This is a genomic window from Vibrio sp. 2033, assembly GCF_033339735.1.
Genome location: NZ_JAWOVC010000607.1, coordinates 1 through 580, shown reverse-complemented (window position 1 = coordinate 580; position 580 = coordinate 1). Strand labels below are relative to the sequence as shown.

Below are 580 nucleotides of genomic sequence, written 5' to 3'. Positions count from 1 at the left end.
CCGGGTATCAGTGAAGGAGGTAAACCATTAATCGACGCCATACCGCTCCATAAAAAGACAGGGCTACCGCCCCGCCTTTATTTTTTCCCTAATTATTCGCGGCCTGGAAGCTTCTTCCAAGTCACGTTATCACGCAGGTAAACCGGGCTAGATTCTTCAACAGGAACCGTATTGCCTTTTTCTAGTTCTTGCTTAGCTAAAATCACAATGTCTTGTGAGTCAGGGTACAATACCTCACTGTCTGCAGTGTTAAACGGCAGGCCCGCCAGTTCTTCCTGATATGCAGACCAACCTGTACCAGCTGTTGTCCACGTTTTAGAGTCAGCTTGTGCTTCTTCCGCCAAACGAGCTGGTGGAATCACACATTCTTCATCAACACCCATCCATTCGCCGTTTTCTTGGCGAGAATAACGTGCCCAGTAAACTTCGCTCATGCGCGCATCAATCGCTACAGCGACATCAGTTGCACCATGCAGGCGGTAGCTTGCTTGTGCCATCGTAGCCAATGTTGAAACACCAATCATCGGCAGTTCTGCACCAAATGCTAGGCCTTGAGCGATGCCAATACCGATACGAACAC

1 protein-coding gene is annotated in these 580 nt (G+C 49.1%); it reads right to left on the bottom strand.

Annotation, left to right across the window (positions count from 1 at the left end; genetic code table 11):
* Nucleotides 1-92: 92 nt before the first annotated feature.
* The coding region (tsaB, locus tag R7P74_RS28050) for a tRNA (adenosine(37)-N6)-threonylcarbamoyltransferase complex dimerization subunit type 1 TsaB (RefSeq protein ID WP_318123949.1) at nucleotides 93-580 on the bottom strand (488 nt) is incomplete at its 5' end.